At 40.1% G+C, this 20,697-nt stretch carries 20 protein-coding genes and 1 tRNA gene; 4 read left to right on the top strand and 17 right to left on the bottom strand.

The window, feature by feature from the left end; genetic code table 11:
• Positions 1-75 precede the first annotated feature (75 nt).
• From serB to ODU39_RS07295, 8 genes are all read right to left on the bottom strand, one after another.
• A complete protein-coding gene (gene serB / locus ODU39_RS07330) occupies positions 76-750 on the bottom strand; it encodes a phosphoserine phosphatase SerB (RefSeq protein WP_398580163.1) in 675 nt (224 codons plus the stop codon).
• Between the two features lie 51 nt (positions 751-801).
• Positions 802-2,526: a septation ring formation regulator EzrA gene (gene ezrA / locus ODU39_RS07325; protein ID WP_398580162.1), complete on the bottom strand. Its 1,725-nt coding sequence runs from the start codon at positions 2,524-2,526 to the stop codon at positions 802-804.
• An 88-nt stretch (positions 2,527-2,614) separates the two neighbouring features.
• Positions 2,615-4,567, bottom strand: coding sequence for a DNA topoisomerase (ATP-hydrolyzing) subunit B (gyrB, locus tag ODU39_RS07320; protein ID WP_105122008.1), 1,953 nt, complete (start codon positions 4,565-4,567; stop codon positions 2,615-2,617).
• A 182-nt stretch (positions 4,568-4,749) separates the two neighbouring features.
• Positions 4,750-5,289, bottom strand: a complete 540-nt coding sequence (locus ODU39_RS07315; RefSeq protein ID WP_398580161.1) for a DJ-1 family glyoxalase III — start codon at positions 5,287-5,289, stop codon at positions 4,750-4,752.
• Positions 5,290-5,302: 13 nt separating this feature from the next.
• Positions 5,303-6,532 (bottom strand): FtsW/RodA/SpoVE family cell cycle protein, encoded by a 1,230-nt coding sequence (locus ODU39_RS07310; protein WP_044753235.1) that lies wholly within the window; start codon positions 6,530-6,532, stop codon positions 5,303-5,305.
• Positions 6,533-7,034: 502 nt separating this feature from the next.
• Positions 7,035-7,277, bottom strand: coding sequence for a type B 50S ribosomal protein L31 (locus tag ODU39_RS07305; protein ID WP_012027466.1), 243 nt, complete (start codon positions 7,275-7,277; stop codon positions 7,035-7,037).
• 118 nt (positions 7,278-7,395) lie between these two features.
• Positions 7,396-8,424, bottom strand: coding sequence for an FAD:protein FMN transferase (locus tag ODU39_RS07300; protein ID WP_398580160.1), 1,029 nt, complete (start codon positions 8,422-8,424; stop codon positions 7,396-7,398).
• Complete coding sequence (locus tag ODU39_RS07295) at positions 8,411-9,355, bottom strand: bifunctional oligoribonuclease/PAP phosphatase NrnA (protein WP_398580159.1); 945 nt, start codon at positions 9,353-9,355, stop codon at positions 8,411-8,413. The genes ODU39_RS07300 and ODU39_RS07295 overlap by 14 nt, the downstream gene beginning before the upstream one ends.
• 94 nt (positions 9,356-9,449) lie before the next feature.
• On the opposite strand from ODU39_RS07295, the gene ODU39_RS07290 reads away from it, so the two are divergent.
• The 4 genes from ODU39_RS07290 to ODU39_RS07275 all read left to right on the top strand — a co-directional run bounded on the left by ODU39_RS07290 (position 9,450) and on the right by ODU39_RS07275 (position 11,885).
• Positions 9,450-9,911: a flavodoxin gene (locus ODU39_RS07290; protein ID WP_012775265.1), complete on the top strand. Its 462-nt coding sequence runs from the start codon at positions 9,450-9,452 to the stop codon at positions 9,909-9,911.
• A 140-nt stretch (positions 9,912-10,051) separates the two neighbouring features.
• Positions 10,052-10,321, top strand: a complete 270-nt coding sequence (gene rpsN / locus ODU39_RS07285; RefSeq protein WP_002940393.1) for a 30S ribosomal protein S14 — start codon at positions 10,052-10,054, stop codon at positions 10,319-10,321.
• An 81-nt stretch (positions 10,322-10,402) separates the two neighbouring features.
• A complete protein-coding gene (locus tag ODU39_RS07280; protein ID WP_136670345.1) occupies positions 10,403-10,681 on the top strand; it encodes a chorismate mutase in 279 nt (92 codons plus the stop codon).
• Positions 10,671-11,885, top strand: coding sequence for a chloride channel protein (locus ODU39_RS07275; protein WP_136670346.1), 1,215 nt, complete (start codon positions 10,671-10,673; stop codon positions 11,883-11,885). Before ODU39_RS07280 ends, ODU39_RS07275 begins: the two co-directional genes overlap by 11 nt.
• Before the next feature lie 20 nt (positions 11,886-11,905).
• Here ODU39_RS07275 and ODU39_RS07270 read toward each other — a convergent pair.
• The 9 genes from ODU39_RS07270 to ODU39_RS07230 form a co-directional block, all read right to left on the bottom strand.
• Positions 11,906-11,977: transfer RNA gene (locus ODU39_RS07270), tRNA-Arg, on the bottom strand.
• A 196-nt stretch (positions 11,978-12,173) separates the two neighbouring features.
• Positions 12,174-14,198, bottom strand: coding sequence for a bifunctional UDP-sugar hydrolase/5'-nucleotidase (locus ODU39_RS07265; RefSeq protein ID WP_136670347.1), 2,025 nt, complete (start codon positions 14,196-14,198; stop codon positions 12,174-12,176).
• 261 nt (positions 14,199-14,459) lie between these two features.
• Positions 14,460-15,065 carry a superoxide dismutase SodA gene (sodA, locus tag ODU39_RS07260; protein WP_029751647.1) on the bottom strand — a complete coding sequence of 202 codons (606 nt, stop codon included), beginning with the start codon at positions 15,063-15,065 and terminating at the stop codon, positions 14,460-14,462.
• 111 nt (positions 15,066-15,176) lie between these two features.
• Positions 15,177-16,208: a DNA polymerase III subunit delta gene (holA, locus tag ODU39_RS07255; protein WP_105179308.1), complete on the bottom strand. Its 1,032-nt coding sequence runs from the start codon at positions 16,206-16,208 to the stop codon at positions 15,177-15,179.
• 149 nt (positions 16,209-16,357) lie between these two features.
• Positions 16,358-16,960, bottom strand: a complete 603-nt coding sequence (locus tag ODU39_RS07250) for a hypothetical protein (RefSeq protein ID WP_014638361.1) — start codon at positions 16,958-16,960, stop codon at positions 16,358-16,360.
• A gap of 107 nt (positions 16,961-17,067) precedes the next feature.
• Positions 17,068-17,823, bottom strand: coding sequence for an epoxyqueuosine reductase QueH (locus tag ODU39_RS07245; RefSeq protein ID WP_024387922.1), 756 nt, complete (start codon positions 17,821-17,823; stop codon positions 17,068-17,070).
• A 452-nt stretch (positions 17,824-18,275) separates the two neighbouring features.
• Positions 18,276-18,986 (bottom strand): ABC transporter ATP-binding protein, encoded by a 711-nt coding sequence (locus ODU39_RS07240; protein WP_002937288.1) that lies wholly within the window; start codon positions 18,984-18,986, stop codon positions 18,276-18,278.
• The gene (locus ODU39_RS07235; RefSeq protein WP_002937291.1) at positions 18,986-19,750 is read right to left on the bottom strand and encodes an ABC transporter ATP-binding protein; all 765 of its coding nucleotides are present in this window, start codon (positions 19,748-19,750) and stop codon (positions 18,986-18,988) included. The genes ODU39_RS07240 and ODU39_RS07235 overlap by 1 nt, the downstream gene beginning before the upstream one ends.
• Positions 19,750-20,697, bottom strand: coding sequence for a branched-chain amino acid ABC transporter permease (locus ODU39_RS07230; protein ID WP_002937293.1), 948 nt, complete (start codon positions 20,695-20,697; stop codon positions 19,750-19,752). Before ODU39_RS07230 ends, ODU39_RS07235 begins: the two co-directional genes overlap by 1 nt.

Raw genomic sequence — 20,697 nt, 5'->3', positions numbered from 1 at the left:
GTATTTAAGACTTTAAATGAGGTAATCGATAAACTTCAAGAGATTATTCAAACCTTAACTGTTTATCAACTCAAATCAATTGTACATAGAGATTGGATATCGGCTATTTTTGATTTTAATTGAGTATAAAATCTCTATTAGTTTATAGAGATTTTTTTCATTTATTTGGTAGGGCGCCTGTTCTTGGACAATCGGCTTTGCACAGAAAGCTACTCCAATTCCTGCTCGTTGAATCATTGGTAGATCATTTGCTCCATCCCCCATGGCAATCGTTTGAGATAGACTCAGCCCATTTTCTGTCGCCCATTCTTCTAAACATGCTTTTTTAGTATCTTTCGTTACAATTTCACCCAATACTTGTCCCGTCAATACTCCATCCACTACTTCTAATCGATTAGCCCGAACATAGTCTAACTCTAACTGTGCAGCTAGTCGATCGACTGTTTCATGAAACCCGCCTGAAACTACTGCTACCTTATAGCCTCGCATTTTTAATTCTAAGACTAATTCTGCCGCTCCAGGCGTAAAGTGGATTTTTTTGATAATTCGATCAAACACCGAAACAGGCAGTCCCTTTAACAACGCCACACGTTCACGTAAGGCTTCTTCAAAATCCAATTCCCCACGCATAGCACGTTCGGTAATTGCTGCAACTTGCTCTCCTAAACCGGCCTCTTCTCCAAGTAGATCTATTCCTTCTTCCAAAATTAATGTTGAATCAACATCCATAACTAATAATCCAGTTGTCATTTCCGATATTCCTTTCAAAGTATAAAAATAAAAAGCCAAATGGCTTTTTATCTAGTAGCGAATGGCTTCGCGAGTTTTTTCGTATGAACGTACAAAACGCTCTGTAACACCAGGTTCAACTGTTTCCAAAGCAAATGAAATTTCTTCAAATGCTGCTTGGTAATCAAAATCTTTTTCAAAAATTGATAATGAACGGTTAAATGCTTTTTGCACACTTTCATCGAATGAACGATAACGGTTAGAGTATTGTAGCAACTGCTCTGTTAAAGTCGCATTTTGCACAATCAAATACGCTAACTCTTCCAATTGATTCATATCATACGTTGCATTTTCCAACAAACGGTTAACAACTTCGATATTGATTCGTTTATAGTCTAGCTCGGCAATCAAGGCTTCCACATGATCGCTCGTTCTAAAGAAGTTTGTTAAAAATTCAGCTGGAATTCCTGGAAGGTTGCGTTTTTCCATATAACGCTTAAGGGTATGCAATTTGTTGATATAAAGTGTAGCTTTCTTACGCGCTGTGTTCTCTGACAATTCTTGTGATTTAAGATAGTCAGCTAAAACAAGCTGCTCCTCTTCGATTTCTTTCAAGCTTGCCAATGAATGGTCCAAACGCTCTTCCAAAATAGAATATGCAACTTGTGGATTTTCAATATCTTCCACACTTTCTGTAACAACAATTTCAATCGATTCCAAACGAGCTTTAAGCTGATTGATCCGTGAAAGTTTGCTATCTGCCAGCAAGTAAGTTGCATTTAGGCGTTGGCTTTCCTCATCCAAGAGCTGTGTATTTTGGACAACATGCTCCAAGAATTTTGGCAAGTTTTTACTAATCTTAACAGCTTCCTTATTCGCTTCGATTTCACGATTGAAGACTTTATACAAATGATCAATTTTTACTTGAATTCCCTCATTTTCAGCTTCTGCAGCATCCAAATCAAAGGAAACAATCAAAGCAGTATTTTCACGAATTGAAACGCGAATATTTTGGAACTGTGACTCGATGTTAGCTTCTGTGAACAAATAATTCTGCTCAACTAGCTTACGATAGCCCGACTCCAAATCTTCCAATTGCTCTGGGAAATCTTTTGTAACTCGTTCAATCAAACTTGGAATGCGATCCATGATTTGATTGAGAGCAATCATATGCTCTTCAGTCTTATCAAGGATTTCAGAAGCTTCAATCGGGTCACCTGAGGAATTGAGCATCACAAATTCAGAAAACTCAACTTCAATATTTTTCAATTGTTTCTCAAGTTCTGGTAGTGTCTCACCGTAGCTATCTGGATTTTCACGAACAGCTTCCTGTAAACTATCGAACAAGTTTAACGCATGCTTTACGCGACCAGAGTTTTTCTCTTCTTGCTCCTTCAACTCCATCAAACCATGACGGATAGAGGCGATGTCTTCTTCAATTAAATCAATTTGGCTGTCGATACTGTCGATAGCATTCTTTGCACTCACAAAGCGAAAGGCATTGTTATAGCCTTCTGCCTCAAAGATATGATTTTCAATATCGGCAAATGAATTGAGCGACAAATCAACCCATTTTTGATTCCATTCACGGAATGATACCTGACTTTGACCAATCAAATGAAGTGCTTTGACAGTTTCGACTTCTTCATTAACTGGAAGGTTAAATAGCTCTTCCTTACGTTCTTCCAATGCAACCAAAAGGTTGTCATTTCGTTTACGAACAATCAGGCAAGCTACATAGGCAATGATTAAAATAATAACAATCGAAACGATTAAGATGATTGTTCCTGTAGGCATGTAAATCTCCTTAGCTCATAGTAATTACTAGAAAATATCGCTTAATTATACCATAAATCTCTAGTATATGCACTTGTTTTTTTAGTTTTTAGACATCCAATGTTGAATAAACAGCATTTTCCTCGATAAACTCTCGACGAGGTTCAACCTTATCCCCCATTAGCATGTCAAAAATCTTATCGGCTTCTGCCGCATCATCAACTGAAACGCGTGCCATGAGACGATTTTCAGGATTCATCGTAGTTTCCCACAACTGATGATCATCCATTTCTCCCAAACCTTTGTAACGTTGAATCGTTGGCTTGGACCGTCCCGTACTATGTCTTTCTAAGGCATCTTGTAATTCTTGCTCTTGATTAACCCCAGGTTGAATATATTCTTTTATCTCACTTCCAACCTTGATACCGTAAATAGGTGGTTGAGCGATATATACGTATCCCGCTTCTACAACAGGACGCATGTAGCGGTAAAATAATGTCAGAAGGAGTGTCCGAATATGGGCACCATCGACATCGGCATCTGTCATAATGACTAATTTTTGATAACGTGCCTTGCTAACGTCGAAATCCGCACCAAAGCCAGTTCCCATAGCTGTAAATAGACTACGGATTTCTTCGTTGGCCAAAATCTTGTCCATGCTGGCTTTTTCTACGTTCAAAATTTTACCACGAATCGGTAAAATAGCCTGAAATTCACGGTCGCGACCGGATTTAGCTGAACCACCGGCTGAGTCCCCCTCAACGATGAAAAGCTCTGTCTTCGTTGCATCATTTGAGGAACAGTCCGCTAACTTACCTGGGAGGTTTGAGATTTCAAGACCCGATTTCTTACGAGTTACCTCACGCGCACGCTTAGCAGCAATACGAGCCTTGCTCGCCAAGATCCCTTTTTCAACAATCCGTCTAGCAATCTGTGGATTTTCCAAAAGAAATTCTGCAAAGGCATCAGAGAAAAGGCGGTTGGTAATTTTGATCACTTCACTATTCCCAAGTTTTGTCTTAGTTTGTCCCTCAAATTGAGGCCCTGGGTGCTTAACAGAAATGACCGCTGTCAAGCCTTCACGCACATCTTCACCAGTCAAATTATCCTCATTTTCTTTGAGAATTTTATTTTTCTTGGCGTAGTCGTTGATAACACGTGTCAGAGCTGTACGGAATCCCTGCTCATGGGTACCACCTTCATGCGTGTGAATATTGTTGGCAAAACTAACTACGTTTTCATGATAACTCGTCGTATATTGCATGGCAACCTCAACGGTAATATCATCCATTTCACCTTCTGTATAGATAGGAGTCTCAAAAATGACATCCTTGTTTTCATTAAGATACTCAACGTAGGAAGCAATACCACCTTCGTAGTGATATTCCTTTGTTTGCTCTACTCCCTCACGTTTGTCCGTAATAGAGAGATTTAAACCACGATTCAGGAAGGCCAATTCTTGGATCCGCTTATTTAATTTTGCAAAGTCGAACTCAGTCGTCTCAGTAAAAATTTCTGGATCAGGTGTAAAATGTACAGTTGTACCAGAACGGTCTGTTTCTCCAACAACCTCCAAATCTGCAACAACTTCACCTCGTTTATACTCTTGGAAATAGACCTGACCATTTTTGTAGACATGGACGTCTAGCTGAGTAGATAGGGCGTTTACGACTGATGAACCTACGCCGTGCAATCCACCTGAGACCTTATAACCGCCTCCGCCAAATTTACCACCTGCATGGAGCACTGTAAAGACAGTTTCTACCGCTGGACGACCAGTTTTTTCCTGAATATCTACCGGAATACCACGTCCATTATCAATAACCGTGATAGAGTTATCTGGCTCAATATAAACTTCAATTTTATCCGCAAAACCAGCCAGCGCCTCATCGATTGAGTTGTCGACAATTTCCCAAACCAAGTGATGGAGACCTTCTTTAGATGTTGAGCCGATATACATCCCTGGACGCATTCGAACAGCTTCAAGACCTTCCAAGACTTGAATCTGACTGGCATCATATTCTTGAGCCTTCTCTTGTAAATCTTTGATTTCTTCTGTCATTTCTTTTCCTTATTTTCTATTTGTTGCTCCTTAAAAATAGAAAAGCCAATCCATCTGGATAAAAGCGAGACATATTTTTAGAGCAAAAATCATTCTAACGAATACCCTTTATTATACCATATTTTCTAATATTTTGATAGAAATAAAGAAGAGGAAACATTAGCTCCATCTTCTTCATTACTTTAACTATGATAAACCATTGTTTGAGCTAGGCCTTCCCCATCTCCACCAAATAAATCAACCAATTTATAGGCGAAATCCAAACTTGTTCCAGCGCCTCGGCTAGTGATAACTGGACCATCAACGACCACATCCTCTTCCAGATGAATACCTGACGGAATATCTTTTTCTTTCCCTGGGAAACATGTATAGTGACGACTATCTAACAAACCAGCCTTATCCAGAACAATTGGTGCCGCACAAATTGCTGCTACTGATTTTCCTGATGCAACCGCTCTTTGCAATTCCGTAATCAGTGACTCTGAATCTCTAAGGTGGACAGAACCTGGCATTCCTCCTGGTAAAACAATCAGATCAAAGGAAGACAGGTCTCCATCAAAGACTTGGTCAGTTTGAACACGAATACCGTGCGATCCCTCCACTTCATGACTATCTAAACCAACAATCTGACAGTCAAAATGAGCTCGACGAAATACATCTACAGGGGCCAATGCTTCGATTTCTTCAAAACCATCGGCTAAAACAACCGCAACTCTTGTCATATAAACCAACTTTCTAACGTTTTATCGTAATTTTTCTATAGCGACGTGATCGATTTATTTCCTTCTCATCAGCTAGTCGTGACTGATACCCCATTGACAGCACTAGACCAACACCAATTAGATTTGAAACCATGGACGAACCACCTTGGGAGATAAACGGCAAAGGAATACCAGTTAGAGGTAACAAACCAGTCGCAGCGCCAACATTTTCAAACACATGGAACAACAGCATCATGATATAGCCAGTTGATATGTAGGTGTAGTATCGATTATTTGACTTCAACGTTACCCTCAGCATTCGATAAATGAGCAACAAGTATAGTCCAATCAATACCGTCCCTCCAATAAAACCAAAGTCCTCTCCAATCACCGTAAAAATCATATCACTTTCTCGAACAGGGATAAGAAGATTTGTTTTATTGAAACCTAGTCCTTTTAAGCCACCACTTCCGATAGCTATCAAACTTTGAGCTTGCTGGTAGGTCGTTGATTGGGCATTTTTAAAGGGATCAAGCCAGGCTGCAATACGATTGATTTTATAAGTATCCATCCCCAAATTGTGGAGGAATGTTGTTCCACCAGGAGAAATAAAAATCAGCATAAATCCACCAACCAAAACGATCCCCGTTAAGGCAGTCGGTAATAGAATTTTCCAAGAAACTCCTGATAATAGAAGCATTCCGCTAAAGATTGCTACAAATACTAAGGAAGTTCCTAAATCTTTCTGTAAGGCCAATAAAATCAAGACTGGGATAGTAAACAGTGTCATATAACCAATCAACATAAAATCCTCACGAATTTTTCGATTTGGATAATACTTATGAAAGGTGACAATCACCCTTGACAACATAATGATGTAGGCTATTTTCATAAATTCGGATGGTTGGAAAAGAGTCATTCCACCAATCGTTACCCAGTTTTTTGCTCCCGTTGATGCTACTAAGTCTGGACTGTAGAAAAACAAAGGCAATACCATAAGTCCTAGCCCAAGTACGTACAAGTAAGGTGTGATTTGCCACAGAAACTTAGTGGAAAAGAACATGACCAAAAAAGCTGCCACTGTTCCAATTCCTATCCAAGCAATTTGTTGACCAACCATCTGTACAACATTATCCGGATAATCTTGACTAACCGCAATGTAGAGAGAAATAATCCCCACAACTAATAAAAAAAAGACCGGTAAAATAAGTGAGTAGTCTACTCGACTATCGATTGTGCCCTTATTTTTCATCAATTTCCTCATACTTTCACTTCAAATTCTTACTCGTTCCATTATAGCAAAAATCATCTCTCATTGAAACTAAAAATCTAGTTACATCTGAGGGGATACGATTTATACTCAACGAAAATCAAAAGTAGCCTAGGAAACGAAGTCGAAGATAGAACTGGAGTTCATCAAGACAAGTTGACAACGGATAATTTTGATTTTCGAAGAGTATTACTAGTTCACAAATCATAAAATACGTCTTCGAACAGGCTGAAATATAATGCTTTACCTTCACACACCCCATAAGTTTGCTTAATTCATGAGTATGTAAACCAATGGCAATCATTTTGGCAATCACGCACCAAAAAAGCCCTCTCCAATTTCTAGAGGCAAAGAAAAAACGGCTGAAAAGTTTGCCCAATTTTTGGGAATGTAACGCCCAGCCGTTACCATTTCCGTTACTTTTTCAAAAAGAAAACCATTCCCATAGCTCGGGAATGGCTTAAAATCAACGTTTCTAACGCTTTTATAACGCTGATTATTTGAGACCGTATTTTTTGTTGAAGCGATCCACACGTCCATCTGCTTGAGTGAACTTTTGACGTCCAGTATAGAATGGGTGTGAGTCTGATGAAATTTCCACACGGATCAATGGGTAAGTTTCACCTTCGAATTCAACTGTTTCGTTAGATTTCTTAGTTGAACCGCTAAGGAACTTGTAGCCGGTAGTTGTGTCCATGAAGACAACAGTGCGATATTCTGGATGGATATCTTTTTTCATTTTAAAATTCCTTTCTGCCATGGACTCTTTCCGAGCCATAGATTATAACCATTTAAGTTTACCAAAAGTTTGTTCTTATGGCAAGTCTTTTTACCTATTTTTTTAATATTTTTTCAAGTTATAGTACGGAAGCACCTGAAGCAAGGTCAGAAGTGACTCTGGCGCCAAATCCCCCTCTTGAAGGACTGCCCAAGCTATCAGAAATCCTTTCTTTACCAGCAAGAACTTTCTCAGAAAGCCCTGAGGTCACTAGAATACTGCCATCCAGCCCAATCAGAACCGCCTCGATACCATCAGTTTCTTCTACCATCTTATAAATCCGAGTTATTTCCTGACCAAACAGTCGTGTCGTCCAAATCTCACCATCAACGGATTGTTTGGACACAATGGTCAAACTAGCCAGCTGCGACTCGATTGGATAGCCGGTCTCGGGACTCAAAATATGATGATAGATCTTTCCATTCACGGTAAGGGTTCTTTCGTAAATACCAGAGGTGACTACCGATTCTTCTCCTATTTTGAGGACGAGGGCATTTTCACCACGTGGTTTCTGAGGATCCTGTATACCAATTCGCCAATAGCCATCTGCATTGTGAGAAGCTTGACCAAAGGTCAGGACGTTGCCACCCAGGTTAATCAGTCCAGCTTCCACACCTATTCTTTTAAGGAAGTCGACAATCTTATCTGCCACATATCCTTTAGCAAGAGCACCTAGATCGATCGCCATGCCTTCTTTTTTCAAATAGACTGTCTGCTCTTGGTCATCTAATTCGATGTCCCTTGGATTGATGAGTTGGAGTTTTTCACTGATCATTTCTTGAGTTGGAAGTTTTGCATCGCTAAATCCAATCCGCCAGCTTTGCACAAGGGGGCCAATGGTAATATTCAAAAAAGATCCCTGAGCCAGACTGTGCTCTTTGCCCAACTTAATCAATTCATACAGGTCATCGGCAACAGGAACCGCCTGAACACCTGCATTGAGGTTGACCTCCATCAATTCAGAGGTCAAGTCATTGGCAGAAAATCGATCCTTGTAGAGATAGAGAAGCTCTTCTACCTGATCCAAAATTGGTTCTGCCTGAGGATGCCAAATTCTGGTTTCAATGACAGTGCCCATAAGACGAAGTGAGCGACTACTTGCTTGCATTCCTCACTACCTCTTGGATTTCTTGGTATATTTGCTCATTTTCGGAGAGTGAATAAGAGTTAGCACCACTTGCTAGTGGGTGGCCACCGCCATCGTGGCGTTTGGCAATCTCGTTGATTGGAAGATACTTACTGCGCAAACGGACTCTGTAATTTCCGTCAGTTTGTTCCACAAAAATCCCCCAAGATTGAACGATTCCAATCCGTCCTGGTGCACCTACGATAAAGGATGTATCCGCATCGGTCACCCCGTATTTTTTGAGAATATCCTGTGTCAAAACGACACGCGCCGCACCATGTTCATCCACTTCCAAGTTGTCGTAGACGTAACCTGTCAACTTGGCAATCTTGAAATCAATAGTGTCCATCTGGCGCGACATCCTTGCAAAGTCAAAATCTTCTTGGCGGAGACGAGCAACAATCTCAAAGGTGCGCGAGCTGGTTGCTGGATAGAGAAAGCGGCCTGTATCGCCCACAATTCCTGCATAGAGTAGACGAGCAATCTCTCCATCTAGTTCCAGTTGGCATTGGATGGCTAGTTCCGTAATCATTTCACTGCACGAGCTGGCTTCCGTATTGACCCAGAGCAGGTCGCCATAAGGCTCTTCATTGGGGTGATGATCGATTTTAATCAAGAAATCTCCTTGAGCATAGCGGTCGTCATCCACACGCGCCGTATTGGCAGTGTCTGCCACGATAACCAAGGCTCCTTGATAGTCTTGGTCTGCAACTACGTCCATTCCTGCCATCCAAGCAAGATTTGGTTCCTCAAAACCGGTTACCTTGATGGTTTTTTCAGGAAAATTCTTCTGCAAGAGTTTCTGCAAGCCAACTTGACTACCAATGGCATCCGGATCTGGTCGTTTATGTCGGTGAATAATAATCGTGTCGTATTCGTGAATTTTTTCAATAATTTTACTGTAAATTGTCATAGCAACTCCTTTTCATCATTTTAGCATAAACTTCCCCTTTTGAAAATGATGGGAGTGTGGTATAATGGAATTACTATGTAATTTGGAGGAAATTATGGCACTAGCAAAAATAGTTTACGCTAGTATGACTGGTAACACAGAAGAAATTGCTGACATCGTCGCCAGTAAGCTAGAAGAGTTAGGCTTGGAAGTACAGGTTCACGAATGTACGACTATTGAAACAGAAGAAATCTTGGATGCGGACCTCATCGTGGTAGCCAGCTACACCTATTCTTACGGTGGAGACGGTGAGCTTCCAGATGAAATTGTTGATTTCTATGCTGACCTAGCTGACTTAGATTTGACTGGTAAGGTCTACGGTGTTTGTGGTTCTGGCGATACCTTCTATGATGACTTCTGTAGTGCAGTAGATGACTTTGATGTCATGTTGGGTTCACGTGGTGCAACTAAGGGTGCCGAAAATGTTAAGGTAGACCTTGCCGCTGAAGATGAGGATATTGTTAACCTTGAGCAATTCGCGACAGACCTTGTTGCAAAATTAGATACAATGAATTAACTGACAAACAGACTGGCTTATCAATAGGTCTAGTCTGTTTTCTTTTAGCCTTTTATTAAGATTGTACACCTATTGTTTGCAATCTTTATTTTTTTGATATATAATTAACTGGTTAAGTTTTTTAAAAAAAGGAGAATTTTATGGCTAAAAAATCAAAAATGGCACGCTATCAGAGGCAATTGGAATTAATCGAACGTTATGCAGATTTGAGAAAAAGTCTCAAAGAAAAAGGTGACTATCAAGCACTTCGAAAATTGCCTCGCGACTCAAATCCAAATCGACTGAAATACCGCGACAGGACCGATGGCCGTCCGCATGCTTATATGCGAAAATTCGGTGTGAGTCGGATTACCTTCCGTGAATTAGCCCATCTTGGTCAACTTCCTGGGGTTAAAAAAGCAAGTTGGTAACTTCCTCAAACAAGGCTAGTATTCTGCCTTGTTTTTTGCTATACTAAAAAACAACTGAAACAATATACGGAGGTTTATAAGATGAATTTGGATTGCATCCGCGAACAGATTAACACGATTGATAGCCAATTGGTTGAACTACTTGAAAAACGAATGGAGTTGGTCGACCAAGTCACAGCCTACAAACGAGCAACAGGTAAGCCTGTTTTGGATACCAGCCGAGAAAATGCTGTCCTTGAAAGAGTTGGAAAATTAGTTCAAAAAGAGGATTACCGCTCTGCCATTCAAGCAACCTTTAGCGATATGATGGCCCAATCAAGAGCCTATCAATCTTCCAAGTTAGCGAAACATGAGGAATAAGATGAAACAAGCCATCCAACTCCTTTTCTTTTCCAGCTTAATTGGAGTCGGTGCAGGAATAATCACCACACTTTTTGGGAAAATTCTACTAGGAGTTGGAGACTTACGATCTGAATATTTTACTTTTCTAATCCCCTTTCTACCACTTGTAGGGGTGTTGATTGTTTTCATTTATCAAAAATGGGGGAGGGAAGTCCAAGCAGGCATGGGCTTAGTCTTCAAAGCTGGACAAGGTGAGAATGTGCAAATTTCTCCAGTTCTCATTCCGCTCATCATCTCTACAACTTGGCTCAGTCATCTTTTTGGTGCTTCCGTTGGTCGCGAGGGGGTAGCTGTCCAACTTGGAGCCAGTCTCTCACACTGGTTAAAAAAACATGGTTTCACACACTTGCCCAAAGACATGGTAACAAAGATTGGTATGGCCGCAGGTTTTGCAGGGCTATTTCAAACACCTTTGGCTGCTAGTTTCTTTGCCATTGAGGTTTTAATCGTTGGCCAATATTCTTGGACTAGTCTCCCCTATTGTCTAGTTGCCGCTTTCACGGCTTCTACTACTTCCCATTTACTGGGATTGGAGAAATTTTCGCATGCCATCGCGACTACCTCATTCCATTTTACAGATAGTTTTAAATGGCTTCTGATTGCCATCTGCTTTGGATTTGTCGGTAATTTATTTGCTTGGTTTCTGGCGCAAGCAAAAAGCATCTCAACTCGATGGCTTCCAAATCCTTACATTAAAATAGCTATCATGGGAGTCGGGCTAACCGTTCTACTATTTTTCTTCCATCAAGGTCGTTACACTGGTCTAGGAACCAACTTGATTGATGCCAGTTTAGCTGGAGAACAGGTGTTTGCTTACGATTGGCTACTAAAACTCCTACTAACCTGCCTTTGTTTGGCTGCAGGTTTTCAAGGAGGCGAAGTTACTCCACTCTTTGCGATTGGAGCTAGTTCTGGGGCTGTTTTAGCAGGATTACTAGGTCTACCAACTGAACTTGTTGCAGCCCTTGGGTATTGTGCCGTATTTGGAACAGCCTCCAATACCATACTGGCTCCTCTCTTCATTAGTTATGAAGTATTCGGAGCTAATATCCTGCCCTATGCTATTCCTGTACTTGCCATAGCTTATCTTATAAACAGAAAACAGACTATTTATGGACAGCAGGTGAGGAAATTCAATAATGCAAAAAAGCCTATCATTTAGGCTTTTTCGTATACTCTCCATCTCCCCTGCAGGAATCGAACCTGCAACTAATTCTTAGGAGGAATTTGTTATATCCATTTAACTAAGGGAAGTCTGCCTCTCTATTGTACCCCAGAAGAGAGCAGATTGCAAGAGCAAGGTTATGTAAGTTTTTTTAAATTTTTACAAAAAAGCAGAACTTACTCTAAGATGAAACACTATTGTTTTTATGTATTTCTCTCATGATAGTCTCTAAAAGAAGCGCTCCTAGAACATACTTCGAAAATTTGTCGTTTTTATGCTTGATTCCTATTCCCCTTCCTTACGTCTCATTGAGACAGCCATTCCGAGTGAGACTAAGCCACCCAAGCTAATAAGAAGTGAGCCTAGGGCTTCTTGACCGGTATTTGGAAGTGTTTGATTTCCTGATGCTTTTTCAGCTTTCTTATTTGAAATAGGAGCCACACTTCCAGATGGTGCCGGTTGCTCGTTTGCTTTCTGATTTGCTACACTATCGCCACCGTCGCTTGCTTTTTCAGGTGTTTTCGTATCGGTAGTTGTCCCAGCAGTATCTCCTTTTTCTTCTGCTTTTGGTTCTTCTACGTACTTCTCTACAAATGCTTTTCTACCTGGAATTGTTGCACTAATGGTTTGACCTGCTTTTTCTAAATCAGTCAAGTACTCCACAAATACTTCTGTATCTGGATTGATAGCACCAATCAGTTTAGCTTCTTTGAAAATCGAGAAGCCGTCCCCACCACCAAATAAGAAGTCGTTGATGACAAGTGTATAGGTTTCTGTCGGAACAATCTCCGTTCCATCTTCTTTGAAGGCTTTAACAACCTTATAAGGATTTTCTTCCGTTGGATTGTCAGCCTTCGTGTAGATATATTTAATTCCAGACATTTGAAGGAAATATTTTTCACCTTCATCATATTGTTGATTTAAGGCTGTATAAATCTGCTCACCTGTCATCTGAACAACTTGCAAGATATTCCCAAATGGTTGCACAGCCTGTGCTGCACCCCAAGTAACTGTTCCATCTTCTTGGACTTTCAAATCTGCCCGAATCCCGCCATCATTTGTCATTGCAAAGTCGACATCATAACCCGATTTCTTAGCGATAGCTAATTGAGCCGATGTTACTAGATTACCTACAGCACTTTCTTTAAATTCATTCACTTCGCGAGAAATATCTGTCGCTTGACTAGCTGTAGCAATTTTTTGCTCTGTTACTTTTTTAACAATGGTATTTGCCTCATCCACAATTGCCTGAATTTCCGGACTCGGTGTTTTCTGTCCTGGTGCTACTGCAATAATTTTCGCAGTCGGAACAGCTTTAAAGTCGGCAATATCTGTATCATAAACAGCCCTAACATCTGCGTAAGCCTTACCTTGTGAGGTAGCTTGAACAATCAAGGTTTTGCCCGTTGTACCGTTTGTATAGACATGGTTATGACCAGCAAATACAAGGTCAACTGAGTGTTCAGGATAGATTTCATTTAGCTTAGCAATCATATCTGCAGCTTCACCAGCAGCCACACCATCCTTGCTTGTAGCTGGAACGTGAGCCAGTACAACTATCGCATTTACACCTTTTTCAGCTAACTCACGCGCATATTTAGCAATCGTCTCTGCCTCATTCAAAAAAGTGTACTGCTCATAGTTTTTCTTCAAAACAAGATTAGGAATTTCTGTCGTAACTACACCAATAAAGCCAATCTTAGCTTCTTTATCATTCACGGGAATAGTCTTAATAGCGTAGGGCTTCCAACCATACGGAATTTCACCCGTTTCTTTGTCAATAACGTTAGCAATAACAATCTCCTGTTTAGCAGCTTCACGAGTATAATTATCTACAATCTCATTAAACTGACCTTTTTTTGGAGCTTCACCAGTCATGATACGGTTATACTCATCAAGTCCCTCATCAAACTCATGGTTCCCCAAAGTCCCGTATTCAATATCCATTTTATTAAAGACTTTTACAGTTGGTTCATCTTGCAAAAGTCCAGAATTCGATGGACTTGCACCAACCATATCCCCAGCTTGAACACGGATAGACTCTGCAGGTGTCTCTGTTTCTGCTGCTGTTTCTTCAAATTCTGCTTGTGAATCATCCATGTAAGCATCAAGTAAAGCGGCAGTTCCTGCATTCCGAACTGTTTCCCCTTCCAATCGCGCTGTCCCCGTCATATCAAGCGCACCATGGAAATCATTAACTCCCATAATTTGGACAGCTAATTCATCTGCCAAAACAGTTTGTGTTGCAATAACGCTAAAACCAGCTACAAGAGCTAGTATACTGCTTTTCAACCGAATATTCTTTTTCATAAGCAAAACAATGCTCCTTCTATTTTTTTCATATTGACATATCTATAATAATCCTTTTTTTACAGCTTTTCAATATTAAATCAGTCATTTATAACAAAAAATTATAAAAATATTCGTTTATTCTTACTTTTACATCGTTTTTCTGAAAATATCTTGTCATTTTTATCTATAATACGAAAATTCCCCTTCTTCCCTTACACAATTCTCTCAAAAATAATCCTAGCAACTAAAAAATCTCTTCCCAAAGGAAGAGAACTGTTCTTATTTAGCTGCTTTATAAAGTTCGTTAACCTTGTCCCAGTTGATTACTTCAAAGAAGGCTTTGATGTAGTTCGGACGGACATTGCGGTAGTTAAGGTAGTAAGCATGTTCCCAAACATCCAATGCCAAAATTGGTTTCAAACCTTGCATGATTGGTGTGTCTTGGTTAGCAGTTGAGATAACTTCCAACTTGCCTTCTTTATTAACAACCAAGAAAGCCCAACCTGAACCGAAACGAGTTGTTGCTGCTGTAGTGAAGACTTCTTTGAAAGCATCAAATGAGCCAAAAGTTGCATCAATATCTGCTGCCAATTCTGCTGAAATTTCTGTTTTTTCAGGTGAAAGTAATTCCCAGAAAAGAGCATGGTTCAAATGACCACCACCGTTGTTGATCAAAGCTTGGCGGATGTCTGAAGGAATTTGGTCAACATTTGAAAGAAGAGCTTCAAGGTCTTCGCCAATTTCAGGATGTTTTTCAAGTGCTGCATTAGCATTTGCGACATAAGTCGCATGGTGCTTACCATGGTGAAGGGTCATTGTTTCTGCATCAATATGTGGTTCCAAAGCATCGTATGCGTATGGAAGGTCTGGTAAAATAATTGTCATTTTCGTTTTCTCCTATACTAAGTGATAGTTCTATTCTACTCCAATGTGAGAGCCTTTTCAATTTATTTGTCTGAAACCATGGTTGCCCCTAAATCTAAAATACTCTTTTTACTATGCAATCGCGATTTTTAATAATACCAAATCAAATAAATAATCCTTATCAAATTGGCCTGTTTTAATTTGAAAATCTGTATCAATTAGGAGCTTGACGACTTTTTTCAAAAATCCAATGGACAGATGGCGTGAATCACGCAAAACATACTTTACTTGGTATGGATTCACCTTACGCCCCATAATAGTTGATAACTCAGCTACTATCTGCTGTTCCCCTCGGCCTTGCTCTAGTAGTATTTGCACTTGTAGATAGGTTCGAAATTGGGTTAACATGATGGCAATCAACTTAACCTCTTCCTCACCTTGCAACCGCAAGTCACGAACTAAGTTGCGAGCCTCGTCTACCTTGGATTGTAGAATTAACTGTGTTAAATCAAAGATATTATCTTGTAGTGTTTTTGGGATAGCCGCATCAATATCTGAAATTTCAATCGTCTCTTTTCCCTTATAAGATTGAAGAAAGGCTAGGTTCTTACTGATTTCTGCAAAATCAAAATTGGACTTTTCTAAAAGATATTGAAAAACCTCTCCTCCCATCTGCAATCCAAGACGCATTATCTCCTTTTGGAAATGATTTTCCAAATCCAGCTCCTTCAGGGGATTGGCTTCTAATACTAGTCCATCTCGTTTGAGGAGCTTGACCAGACGACGCTTACTGTCCAACTTACCTGGTGCTAGAATGACCAAACGTGTTGTTTCGACAGGATTTTCCAAATAGGCCTCAAACTGTTTGAGTTCATCATCCGTCAAATGCCGTTTTTTATCTGTCGTTAAATCTGCAAAATAATCAAGAATCACTACTTTTTCGTCTGAAAAGAAGGGAAGAGAAACTAAGTCCAAGTCTACCTGATGATAATCAGCCTCCGACATATCAAAATAGGCAAAACCTAAATCTGCCGCATCAAAATCAAGCTTCCTCAGAAGTAAGTCTTTCGCTATTTGGTATTGTCCGATGTCTTCACCGCATAAAACGGTCAGAAGCTCTAATTTCTCTTTTTTTAATTTTTCAATCTGTTCAATTACTGTCATAAAAACCTCAAAATTCCTTTCTCATTGTACCACAAAAAGAGCCTAGACATAAAGTCTGGACTCTTTCATTGAAGTTTATATCAGGAAGGTAGAAAAAATTAATTGATAATCACTCCAAATGGCCTATTTTCCAAATAGCAGTTCCTTTGTTAGCTATTCCACCACCCTTTGAAATTCCACCAAGCATCTTGAAAAGTATCCTTTATCCGATCTCTCCAAGTCTTATTTTCTTCTTCCTCAATAGAACGTTTGAACAAGGCATCTGCGTACTCATCCTCTTGTTCCTTTTGATTCTGTTCAACTCGTTTCTTTTCACTTTTATATACTAATTGACCAAAATACAAATTCCCATCGTCTGCAAATTTTAATGTAACAACATCACCCTCTTCGAGTTTCTTATTCAATTTTACAACATAATCTCCACTGCCGTCCGCACGATGACCACTTACTTCCCATTCTCTCTCATAGCATTGTGGAAAATAATTAACCTCCCCTTCTTTAGGACACTTTGACTTATGCTTAACTGTAGGAACATCTATCTTTTTCCCGTTTATATATGCAGTGACATAACCAAATGAGCCAACATGGACATGAATAGAATCTGAACCCGTTCTAAAAGGAGCTACTTTTACCCCCGGAACATTCTGTTGACCTACTGGTACAAACATCGAAGTCTCCGCCTTCACACTTGATAACGATAGTAAACCGATGACAAAGGTAACTAAAATAAATGATACTTTTCTCAATTTCATTTTGCTTTTCTCCTAGTAGTACAATATATTAACGATAATTAGTATATACCAATTTCATAGAGAAAGCAAGAAAAAACGCTCCTTAAGTAAAAACTAAACTCAAAAACTCAATTCTTATCCAGCACCTTGAAAGGAATGTGGGAATAATCTCTGTGCGTTTTTAAAAATTCCAAGGCTTCTTTTTTTACCTGTACGAGATTGACACCTTGGGCATTGGCCCCATAGACACAGCCACAATAGCACTGGCGATAAATGTCATACTCTTCACACATTTGAACTGAACGCTGATAGCCTCCATTTTTCTTAAAGTCACTCGGAAGATACTGTGTATCGTATAATTTCTGCACCTCAATCCCAACAGCATTGATGGTCTGCGAATTCTTATGTGGACTGATTGTCAAAGCCGAACCAAAATAGTCAAAACCAAGCTCAACTGCCTTCTCCGCTGTCTTATCCAACCGATAATCATAGCAAACCTTACACCGATCTCCTCCCTCTGGCTCATTGGCGAGATGCTGAGTTTTCTTGAAAAATTCCTGAGGGCTATAGTCAGCTTCTAGGTAGCCTACCGACTGTCCAGTTTTCTGATTAAATTCTTTGACAAACTGGGCCGTCACGGCTGCCCGCCGCTGGTACTCCGCCTTTGGATGAATATTGGAATTCGCAAAATAGATGGTTACATCTGCATATTGAGTCAAGTACTCCAATGTATAGGTCGAGCATGGTGCACAACAGACATGCATGAGAATTTTCGGTCGAAGCCCCGCTTCCTGCCACGTGCTCGCCATTTTTTGAAACACTTTATCATAGTTAACCTTTTGATTCGGTGATAGAGTCGATAAAATCTCTTCAACTTTAATCATACAAACCTCCAAATATACATTCATTATACTATATTTGAAGCTTACTGCATAGATAGTAATAACGAGGGAGAGCGCTTGGAATCCCCATTTCCAACTTTAAACAACCTACTCGTGATGAAGAAAACCGATTGCCAGCGGTTCGGAACGTAGACAACCCCCTAAAAATATAAAAAATTGAAGAAGTTTGCGAAAGATAGCAAGTCATTAAACTCTTAGAAACATTGATATTTCGGCGTTTCTGAGAGTTTTTAATTTTCAACATAAAGAAAGACCGTCTGCCGACGGTCCCTATTTCCGACCTAAAACAACCTGTCAGGGTGGGAGACAAACCAGCAACGTACATTGCTGGTTTTCCTATCTCCAACCTAAAAAGGTCCCCCGGACCCTGATATAAAGAAAAACGCCTGCCGGCGTTTCCTATTTCCAACTTAAAACGTGGGGTAACCCACGTTTTAACCACCCAGATATGCTTTTTTGACTTCTTCTGAGGCGAGGAGTTCTTTTCCTGTTCCTGATAGGACAACTTTTCCTGTTTCTAGAACATAGCCACGATCTGCAATAGCGAGAGCTTTGTTGGCATTTTGCTCAATCAAGAGGACAGTTGTTCCTTGTTTTTGAATATCTTGGATAATATCAAAAATTTCTTGGATAAAGATTGGAGCCAAGCCCATTGATGGTTCATCAAGGAGCAAGAGCTTTGGTTGGCTCATTAGGGCACGTCCCATTGCCAACATCTGTTGCTCACCACCTGAAAGGGTAGCTGCATCCTGGTTTTTACGTTCTTCCAAACGTGGAAAACGAGCAAAGATTTTTTTCAAGTTTGCTTGGTTTTCTTCACGATTGTTACGAAGGAAGGCACCCATTTCCAAGTTTTCCATAACAGTCAAGCCTGCAAAAACATGACGACCTTCTGGAACTTGTGATAAACCGTCTGCTACGATTTTACGAGCAGGGACTTTTTGAATCTCATTTCCAAGGAAAGAAATTGTTCCAGCTGATGGACGAACAAGTCCTGAAATAGTACGAAGGATAGAGGTTTTACCAGCACCATTAGCGCCGATAAGTGTTACAACTTCACCTTCATTAACCTCAAAGCTAACATCTTTAACAGCTTCGATAACACCGTAGTTAACGGAAAGATTTTTTACTTCTAACATTGCCATTAAGCTTCACCTCCAAGGTAGGCTTCAATTACACGCTTGTTATTACGAATTTCTTCTGGTGTACCATGGGCAATCAAACGACCGTACTCCAATACGTATATACGCTCCGTCACTTCCATAACCAAGCTCATATCGTGTTCGATCAAGATGATAGTAATGCCAAATTCTTCTTTGATTTTACGGATAAGTTGGGTCAATTCTGCCGTTTCTTGTGGGTTCATACCAGCCGCTGGTTCATCCAAGAAAAGAATTTTTGGTTCAGTCGCAAGGGCACGAACGATTTCCAAACGTCGTTGTTGACCGTAAGGAAGGTTTTTAGCTAATGTATCTGCATCGCCATCCAAATCAAAGATTTTCAAAAGTTCAATCGCTTTTGTTTTCAACGCTTCTTCATTCTTATAGAATGCTGGAAGACGGAAGAAACTTGCAAATACTTCTGATTTACCATGGTTGCCAAGACCAATCAAAACATTTTCCAAAACGGTCATATTTTTGAACAAACGAATGTTCTGGAAAGTACGACCAAGACCAAGCGAAGCAATTTTTGATGGTGCTTTACCGTTCAAAATAGTCCCTGCAAGAGAAATTGTCCCCTCGCTTGGCTCATAAACACCTGTCAAGAGGTTGAAAAGAGTCGTTTTACCAGCACCATTTGGACCGATAAGACCAACCAATTCCCCTTCATGAAGTTCCATGGTCACGTCACCAACGGCAGTTAGGCCACCGAAGTTCTTGGTTAAATCTTTTACTTCAAGTAATGCCATTACTTAACCTCCTTCTTCTTGAGTAGAGCTGCTACGCTGAATTCCTTAGTTCCCAAAAGACCTCCTGGACGGAATATCATCAAGAGAATAAGAGCTAATGAATAGATAATCATTGAAATATCAGAGTAACTCTTGAGGAATACGTTCAAAATACCAAGTACAATGGCTGCTACAAAGGTACCTGTGATAGAGCCCAAACCACCCAATACAATGATAATCAAAACGTTAACGGAGGTCATAAAGGCAAAGTCTTTCGGAACAATTGTCCCAACGTATCCTGCATGGAGACCACCTGCAATGGCTGCCGTCATGGCACCAAATACAAAGGCTGAAACTTTCACAAATGTTGGATTGACACCTACAGATTCTGCCGCAATTTCATCCTCACGAACAGAAATTGTAGCACGTCCCATCGGACTGCGCAAAAAGTTAACTGTCACCAAGGTTGTGATGATTACAAAAATATAAACTAAAGGCCAGCTTGTAAAGAGTGGAATAGACATAATACCTGCTGCACCATTCGTTACACTACCACCATTGATAATTAAAATACGAATAATCTCTGCAACACCAAGAGTCGCAATTGCAAGGTAGTCCCCTTTCAAACGAAGGGTTGGAATACCAACTAAAAGAGCCACTGCACCTGAGATTAACATCCCAACAATCAAGGCGATAGCAAATCCACCATAAGTTGGCATCATTTTCCCAAGAATACCTACTGCATAAGCACCAATAGCCATAAAACCAGCATGACCAAGTGAAAATTGACCTGAGAAACCAACAATCAAGTTTAAACCAACTGCCAAGATAATTTGAATACCGATTTGCTGAACAATCTGGATGTAGTAAAAATTCAGAATCCCTGCTGATACAAGACCTTGAATAAGTCCAAAACCAGCCAATAAGATAGCCAACCAAATCGCATTAACTTTTAAATTTTGCTTCAT

Origin of the sequence: Streptococcus sp. 2021WUSS126, from assembly GCF_044427255.1 — a bacterium.
GTDB classification, from domain to species: Bacteria; Bacillota; Bacilli; order Lactobacillales; family Streptococcaceae; genus Streptococcus; species Streptococcus hashimotonensis.
Note: the sequence above shows the minus strand (reverse complement) of the source record. Positions and strands in the feature narration are given on the sequence as shown.